8 protein-coding genes are annotated in these 8,607 nt (G+C 31.1%); all 8 read left to right on the forward strand.

Annotated features, from left to right (window positions below):
• Positions 1 to 2,549: bifunctional acetaldehyde-CoA/alcohol dehydrogenase (gene adhE, locus E6248_RS09745; protein WP_316340620.1), on the forward strand; the 2,549-nt coding region annotated here is incomplete at its 5' end.
• A gap of 149 nt (positions 2,550 to 2,698) precedes the next feature.
• Entirely contained in the window at positions 2,699 to 3,202 is a 504-nt protein-coding gene (locus E6248_RS09750) for a hypothetical protein (protein WP_316340621.1), read from the forward strand.
• Positions 3,203 to 3,417: 215 nt separating this feature from the next.
• On the forward strand, positions 3,418 to 4,671 hold the full coding sequence (locus tag E6248_RS09755) for a replication-associated recombination protein A (protein WP_316340622.1): 1,254 nt from the start codon (positions 3,418 to 3,420) through the stop codon (positions 4,669 to 4,671).
• A gap of 202 nt (positions 4,672 to 4,873) precedes the next feature.
• Entirely contained in the window at positions 4,874 to 5,326 is a 453-nt protein-coding gene (locus E6248_RS09760; RefSeq protein WP_136004675.1) for an Rrf2 family transcriptional regulator, read from the forward strand.
• 2 nt (positions 5,327 to 5,328) lie between these two features.
• Positions 5,329 to 6,528: a cysteine desulfurase NifS gene (gene nifS, locus E6248_RS09765; RefSeq protein WP_291665593.1), complete on the forward strand. Its 1,200-nt coding sequence runs from the start codon at positions 5,329 to 5,331 to the stop codon at positions 6,526 to 6,528.
• Positions 6,512 to 6,943 carry a Fe-S cluster assembly scaffold protein NifU gene (gene nifU, locus E6248_RS09770; protein ID WP_316340623.1) on the forward strand — a complete coding sequence of 144 codons (432 nt, stop codon included), beginning with the start codon at positions 6,512 to 6,514 and terminating at the stop codon, positions 6,941 to 6,943. Before nifS ends, nifU begins: the two co-directional genes overlap by 17 nt.
• An 8-nt stretch (positions 6,944 to 6,951) precedes the next feature.
• Positions 6,952 to 8,034: a tRNA 2-thiouridine(34) synthase MnmA gene (mnmA, locus tag E6248_RS09775; protein ID WP_316340624.1), complete on the forward strand. Its 1,083-nt coding sequence runs from the start codon at positions 6,952 to 6,954 to the stop codon at positions 8,032 to 8,034.
• An 87-nt stretch (positions 8,035 to 8,121) separates the two neighbouring features.
• Complete coding sequence (locus tag E6248_RS09780; RefSeq protein ID WP_316340625.1) at positions 8,122 to 8,604, forward strand: PRC-barrel domain-containing protein; 483 nt, start codon at positions 8,122 to 8,124, stop codon at positions 8,602 to 8,604.
• Positions 8,605 to 8,607 lie beyond the last annotated feature (3 nt).

Here is an 8,607-nt window from a genome sequence, read left to right on the forward strand (position 1 = left end):
ATACTCAAGAACAAGTAGATGAAATTTTCAGACAAGCAGCGATAGCAGCAAATGACAACAGAATTAAATTAGCTAAAATGGCAGTTGCTGAAACTGGAATGGGAATAGTTGAAGATAAGGTTATTAAAAACCACTTTGCAGCTGAATATATATATAATCAATATAAGGATATGAAAACTTGTGGTGTTTTAGAAGAGGATAAAACTTTTGGAATTACTAAAGTAGCTGAACCAATAGGAGTTATAGCTGCAATAGTTCCAACTACAAACCCAACTTCAACAGCGATTTTTAAGACACTAATTGCTTTGAAAACTAGAAATGCAATTATAATCTCACCTCATCCAAGAGCTAAGAAGGCTACTATTGAAGCTGCTAGAATAGTTTTAGAAGCTGCAGTTAAAGCAGGAGCACCAGAAGGAATAATCGGATGGATAGATGAACCATCAGTTGAATTATCTCAAAATGTAATGAGAGAATCAGATATAATTCTTGCTACAGGTGGTCCAGCAATGGTTAAAGCTGCTTACTCTTCAGGAAGACCAGCTTTAGGGGTTGGAGCAGGAAATACACCAGCAATAATAGATGAAACAGCTCATATAAAAATGGCAGTAAACTCAATACTTCTTTCTAAGACTTTTGATAATGGAGTTATCTGTGCATCAGAACAATCATTAGTAGTATTAGAACAAGTTTATGATGAAGTTAAGAAGGAATTAGGTAATAGAGGAGCTTATATCTTAAAAGGTGAAGAAGTAGATAAGGTAAGAAAAGTTATCTTAAATGAAAAGGGTGGATTAAATGCTAATATAGTTGGTCAATCTGCTTATAAAATTGCTGAAATGGCAGGAATTAATGTTCCAGAATCAGCTAAGGTATTAATAGGGGAAGTAGAATCAGTAGAGTTAGAAGAACCATTTTCACATGAAAAATTATCACCAATCCTAGCTATGTACAAAGTTAAATCTTATGAAGAAGCTTTAGAAAAGGCAGGCAGATTAATAGAGTTAGGTGGTATGGGGCATACTTCAATCCTATATACTGATCAATTAAAATCTAGAGATAGAATATTACAATTTGGCGAAAAAATGAAAACAGCTAGAACATTAATCAATATGCCAGCATCACAAGGAGCGATAGGTGATTTATTTAACTTTAAACTAGCACCATCATTAACTCTTGGATGTGGATCATGGGGAGGAAACTCTGTTTCAGAAAATGTTGGTCCAAAGCACTTAATTAACGTTAAGAGCATAGCTGAAAGGAGAGAAAATATGCTTTGGTTTAGAGTTCCAGAAAAAGTTTACTTCAAATATGGTTGTTTACCAGTTGCTCTTGAAGAATTAAGAGATATGGGTAAAAAGAAAGCATTTATAGTAACTGATAAAGTGCTATTTGATATGGGATACACTAACAAGGTTACTGAAGTATTAGAAAGAAACGGAATACAATTTAAAATATTCTCAGACGTAGAACCAGACCCAACATTAAGATGTGCAAGAGCTGGAGCTAAAGAAATGTTAGACTTCAATCCAGATGTAGTTATTGCACTTGGTGGTGGTTCAGCTATGGATGCTGCTAAGATTATGTGGGTAATGTATGAACATCCAGAAGTTAATTTCCATGACTTAGCTATGACATTTATGGATATTAGAAAGAGAATATACAAGTTCCCAACAATGGGTGAAAAAGCTATGATGGTTTCAATTGCTACTTCAGCAGGAACAGGTTCAGAAGTAACACCATTTGCTGTTATTACTGATGAAACTACAGGAGTTAAATATCCACTTGCTGATTATGAGCTAACTCCAGATATGGCAATAGTTGATGCTGAACTTATGATGACTTCTCCAAAGGGATTAACTGCTTGTGCAGGTATTGACGTATTAGTTCACTCAATAGAAGCATATGTTTCAATAATGGCTTCTGAATATACTAATGGTTTAGCTTTAGAAGCTATAAGATTAGTATTTAAGTATTTACCAGATGCCTTTAATGAAGGAACAACTAATGTAAAAGCTAGAGAAAAAATGGCTCATGCATCATGTATGGCTGGTATGGCATTCTCAAATGCTTTCCTAGGAATTAATCACTCAATGGCTCATAAACTAGGTGCATTCCATCACTTACCACATGGTATGGCAAACTCATTATTAATGAATGAAGTTATAAGATTTAATGCAGCTGATGCTCCAACTAAGCAAGCAGCATTTGCTCAATACAAATATCCAAATGCAGCGTGGAGATATGCTAGAATTGCAGATCATCTTGGATTAGGTGGAAAGACTGAAGAAGAAAAAGTTGAATTATTAATTAAAGCAGTAGAAGAACTACAAGCTAAGGTTAATATGCCAAAAACTATAAAAGAAGCTGGAATTTCAGAAACTAAATTCTATGAAACTTTAGACGAAATGGTAGAGCAAGCATTTGATGATCAATGTACAGGTGCTAACCCAAGATACCCATTAATGAGTGAATTAAAAGAAATGTATATAAAAGCTTTTGAAGGCCCAAAGGCTAAAGAAGCAAAAAAAGATAATAAGAAAAAATAATATTTAAACTATATAAAGATGATATCTCAAGTTAAATTGAGATATCATTTTTTTCATATTATAATAAAATTATACATAGTTTTATTATGTTTATGATATTATTTAAAGAGATGAAGTAATGTATAAATTTATTAAATGTGGAGGCGTATATGAAAAAAAGATATTTCTCGTTTATTATATTGGTAATTATTCAAATTATAGTTTTAGTAGGGTGCAGTAATTCTGATAGTATTAGTTCTGGAAAAGAAAAAGATATCAAGGAAGCTATAGATTTAGTTTTATCTTATGAAAATGGATATGATGAAACTATGAAGAAGCATATTAGTGAGAAGAATTTTTATGTTTGCAATTATAAAGAGTATTATTCATTATATATAGGTGATGCAACTATAGAAGAATATGAAAGTAAGGTTGTTAATACTTTTAAAGATGGCGAGAAGTATAAAGTTTATATGCTATTAAATATAAAAGCTAGGGGCTTAGAAGTTCATAAAAATGAAGAGGGCAGTGAAGAAGGTAGTGATGAGGCTATAGGAGAAGATATACCTTTAGAGGTTATAGTTAAAGAAAAAGATGGTGAATTTTATATTGAAGGATTAACTGAGTATGAAAATTTAGAAAAAGCAAAGGAATTAAATGAAGGCTTTAAATAAAGTGATTCTTATCTTTAGGTGGAGTTTTCTTAAAAGTAGAGAACCAAAATCTTGTATTTTGTGTGAATCACTTTCGCAGAGTACAGGATGCCTACTCTACCTGAAGGTTAGAAGAACTAATCCAGGTGCGTAGCAGTGCTTAGCTCCCACTTGTAGAAGGGGGAGTGTTAGCAATGGTAGCGATGGGATAAACTATTAAGAAGAGGGTGAATATTATGAAACCACTTGCAGAGATTATGAGACCTGAAAAATTAGAAGATTTTATAGGTCAAAAAAATATAATAGCTAAGGGGAAACCCTTATATAATTTAATAATTAGTAAAAGAATACTTAATTGTATTTTGTATGGACCACCAGGAACAGGAAAAACCACACTTGCTAATATTATGGCAAATTATAGTGATAAAAAATTCTATAAATTAAATGCAACTACAGCATCAGTTAAAGATATTCAAGAAATAACTAATAGTTTAGATAGTTTACTAAATTATAATGGAGTGGTTATCTATATAGATGAGCTTCAACATTTTAGTAAAAAGCAACAACAAGCACTTTTAGAGTTTATTGAAAATGGAAGGGTAACTTTAATTGCTAGTACTACTGAAAATCCTTATTTTGCTATACATAAAGCTATATTAAGTAGGTGTAATATTTTTCAGTTTCAGTCATTAAAGTTAGAAGAAATATTAGAAGGACTTGAAAAAGCAATAAAAAAATTAGTAAATGAAGATATTGAAGTTAATTATACTATAGAAGCTTTAAATTACATTGCAGATATTTCACAAGGTGATTATAGAAAAGCTTATAATGTATTAGAATTATGTATTAATTCCCAATTAAATAAGATTAAAAATATAACTGTTGAATACATTGAGGAGTTAAATCAATCTCATATTAGAGCTGATGCTAGTGGAGATGAGTATTATAATTTCTTAAGTGCACTTCAAAAGAGTATAAGAGGAAGTGATCCAGATGCAGCTATTCACTATTTAGCAAGGCTTATTAAATCAGGTAATTTACAGGCGATAATAAGAAGAATTAGTATTATTGCAGCAGAAGATATAGGACTTGCACATCCAAATGCTTTATCTGTTGTGAACTCTGGTATTGAACTTGCCTTAAAAGTTGGATTTCCAGAAGCATCATTAATACTATCAGAGATTGTAATATATTTAGCAACCCTACCAAAGTCTAATAGTGCATATAAAGCTATATCTAGGGCATTATCTGATTTGGATAATAAAAATGTAGGAGATGTACCAAATCATTTAAAAGATGCTCATTATTCTGGAGCTAAGAATTTAGGGGTAGGTGGTTACAAATACCCACATGATTATGATAATCATTATATTAAACAGCAATATTTGCCTGATAATTTACAAGGAAGTAAATATTATGAGCCTCAAAATAACAAGTATGAAGATAGCTTAAAACAATATTGGAATACTATAATAAATAATTCTAAATAAGCATAATTTAATTATATAAGTTGTAATAAAATCTCCACATTCTATTAAGCTCGTTCATATGTAAACATTAAGTTATATAGTTATTTTATATGAGTTAAAAGGGTAAAGACTAGGTTTTATGATTATTGACAATATCAGAGCATTTTGATAAGATATTTGAGTAAATACTAGTAAAATAGTAAACTTTAAAGGGGGAAGAAAAATGAAGCTTTCTACTAAGGGTAGATATGGGGTCAAGGCTATGGTAGACCTTGCAATGCACTATGGAGATGCCCCCGTTTCTATAAAAACTATATCTCAAAGACAAAATATATCTGAATATTATTTAGAGCAGTTATTTTCACCTCTTAGAAAAGCAAAAATTATAAAAAGTATAAGAGGAGCTCAAGGTGGATATGTGCTAAATAGTGCTCCAAAAGATATAACAGTAGCAGATGTAATGTATGTATTAGAAGGGCCAGTTGAAATTGCTGAATGCATTGAAGGAGCTGACTGTGATAATATAGACTTTTGCGCTACTAGATTGTTATGGGAAAAAATAAAAAACAGTATAGATGAAGTAATGGAAAGCATAACCCTTCAAGATATTGTAGATGATTATAATAGGATGAAGTTTGAAAGTGAATCCATTAAGTTTGTTAAGAGGAGCGAGTAAAGATGAAAAATGTTTATATGGACTATGCAGCAACAACGTATGTTAAGCCAGAAGTTTTAGATGAAATGATGCCTTTCTTTACTGAAAAGTATGGTAATCCATCATCTTTTTATGGGATTTCAAGAGAAACTAAAATGGCTATAGACAAAGCTAGAAATAGAGTTTCTAAGGCTTTAAACTGTGATGTAAGTGAAGTTTACTTTACTGGAGGTGGTTCAGAAGCAGATAACTGGGCTATTAAGGGAGTTGCTTCAGCTCATAGAAAAAAAGGAAATCATATAATTACAACTAAGGTTGAACATCATGCGGTTCTTCACACTTGTGAATATTTAGAAAAGCAAGGCTTTGAAGTTACTTATTTAAATGTAGATAAAGAAGGTTTTATAAACTTAGAAGAACTTAAAAATGCTATAACTGACAAGACTATATTAGTTTCTATTATGTTTGCAAATAATGAAATAGGAACTATTCAGCCTGTAAAAGAAATAGGAGCAATCTGTAGAGAAAGAAAAGTATTATTCCATACAGATGCAGTTCAAGCAGTTGGAAATATAGCAATCGATGTTAAAGAAATGAACATTGACCTTTTATCTCTTGCTGGACATAAAATTTATGGACCAAAGGGAACAGGTGCTTTATATATTAGAAAAGGTGTAAGAATAGATAATTTAATTCATGGAGGCGGACAAGAAAGAGCTAGAAGAGCAGGAACAGAAAATACTGCTTCAATAGTTGGACTTGGAAAAGCTATAGAACTTGCTACTGAAAACTTAGAAGAGCATAATAAGAAAATGACTTTTCTTAGAGATAAATTAATAGATGGACTTTTAAAGGTACCTCATACTAGATTAAATGGACCTAGAGGGGATATGAGATTACCAGGAAATGCAAATATAACTTTTGAATTTATAGAAGGTGAATCAATATTACTTTCTTTAGACTTTGAAGGGATATGTGCTTCAAGTGGAAGTGCTTGTACATCGGGATCTTTAGATCCATCACATGTATTATTAGCAATAGGACTACCACATGAATTAGCACATGGATCATTAAGATTAACTTTAGGTGATGGATCAACTGAAGAAGATGTAGATTATGTTTTAGAAGTTGTTCCACCAATTATCAAAAGATTAAGAGATATGTCTCCATTATGGGAAGACTTTTTAAAGAAGGGAGAAAAATATTATGATGTACAGCGATAAGGTTATGGATCATTTCAGAAATCCAAGAAATGTAGGGGAAATTGAAAATGCAAGTGGTGTTGGAGAAGTTGGTAATGCCAAATGCGGCGATATAATGAAGGTTTATTTAAAAATCGAAGATAATATAATTAAGGATGCAAAGTTTAAGACTTTTGGATGCGGATCAGCCATTGCATCATCATCAATGGCAACAGAATTAATAATAGGAAAGACTGTGGAAGAAGCTTGGGAATTATCTAACAAAGCAGTTGCAGAAGCGTTAGATGGACTTCCACCTGTAAAAATGCATTGTTCAGTACTAGCTGAAGAAGCTATACATAAGGCAATTAATGATTATAGAAATAATGCAGGTTTAGAGCTTTGGGATTTTGAAGAACATGATGATATTCATGATCATGTCCACGGTGAAGAATAGGAAATAAAATGAAGAAAAAAGTAGTAGTAGGTATGAGCGGTGGAGTTGATAGCTCCGTTGCTGCATATCTTTTAAAAGAACAAGGATACGATGTTATTGGTGTAACTATGAAGCACTTTGACGACGAATCTGAAGATTACGTTGAAAGGGAAGGTGGTTGTTGTTCACTTTCTTCTGTAGAAGATGCTAGAAGAGTTGCTGATAAGCTAGGAATACCTTTTTATGTACTTAATTTTAAAGAATCCTTTAAGGAAAAGGTAATTGATTATTTTGTTCAAGAGTATATGGAAGGGAAAACTCCAAATCCATGTATAGCTTGTAATAAGCATATAAAGTTTGATGAATTTTTAAGAAGAGCTAAAGGAATTGGTGCTGATTTCGTAGCTACTGGTCATTATGCTAAAATACAGAAAAATGAAGATGGAAGACATCTTTTAATTAAGGCAGATGATGATAAGAAAGATCAAACTTATGCTTTGTATAACTTTACTCAAGAACAATTAAGTCAAACTTTAATGCCTTGTGGAGATTACACTAAGGATAAAATTAGAGAAATTGCAAAGGAAATAGGTTTAGCTGTTCATAATAAAAAGGATAGTGAAGAAATATGCTTTATACCTGATAATAATCATGGAAAGTTTATTACTTTAGTTAGACCTAATGAAGTAAAGCAAGGAAATTTTGTTGATAAGCATGGTAATATTTTAGGTAAGCATAAAGGTATAGTATATTATACTATAGGTCAAAGAAAAGGACTTGGCTTAGCTTTAGGTTATCCTGTTTTTGTTACAGATATTAATCCTAATACTAATGAAGTTATAGTAGGACCTGAAGAGGATGTATTTAAAACTGATTTAGTAGCTAAGGATGTTAACTTTATTCCTTTTGACAAACTAGATAAAGAAATAACTGTTTATGCTAAGGTTAGATATCTAGCAAGACCAGCAGAGGCTATTTTAACTCCGTTAGAAGATGGGAAAGTTAAAGTTTCCTTTAAAGATAAACAAAGAGCGATTACTAAGGGGCAATCAGTTGTATTTTACGATGGCAATTTAGTAATTGGTGGTGGAGTAATAGAAAATATCATATAAATAAAAAAATTCCTATATTCTAAAATATAGGAATTTTTTTTTACCTTTAGGAAATAATATATTTAGGGTTTATAGGAGGGTGATACCATGTTAAAGACTAAGGATTTTTATTTGCTAAAGGTCTATGATTTAAGGGGGAAGTACTTAGGGGTAATAGATGATGTATTTATAGATTTTAGTAAGGGATTAATAAAAGGCTTTTCAATTTCTAACTATAAGTTTTTTAGTAAGAAAAACTTTATCGAAGCCTCAAATATATTAACTATTGAAGATGTAATGATAATAAAGGAATTAAGTATGAAAAATGGGATATCTTTTAAAGAAATAAAAGATATTGATGTTAGAGATAGAAATAATACAATGATAGGTATTTTAGAAGATTTAATTATAGAAAAAAGAGACTATTCAATTAAAGGATTAATTATTAGTTCAGGAATTTTTGATAGAATTTTTAAAGGAAAAGATATTTTACTACATAAGGAGTGTATTTTAGGAGAAGATTTTATTTTGTATTATGGAAATAATGAAGTTAAACTAAAGACCCTTCCAAGAAAGAAAAAATATGTTTAATTA

It is taken from the genome of Clostridium sp., from assembly GCF_032552055.1.
Lineage (GTDB): Bacteria > Bacillota > Clostridia > Clostridiales > Clostridiaceae > Clostridium.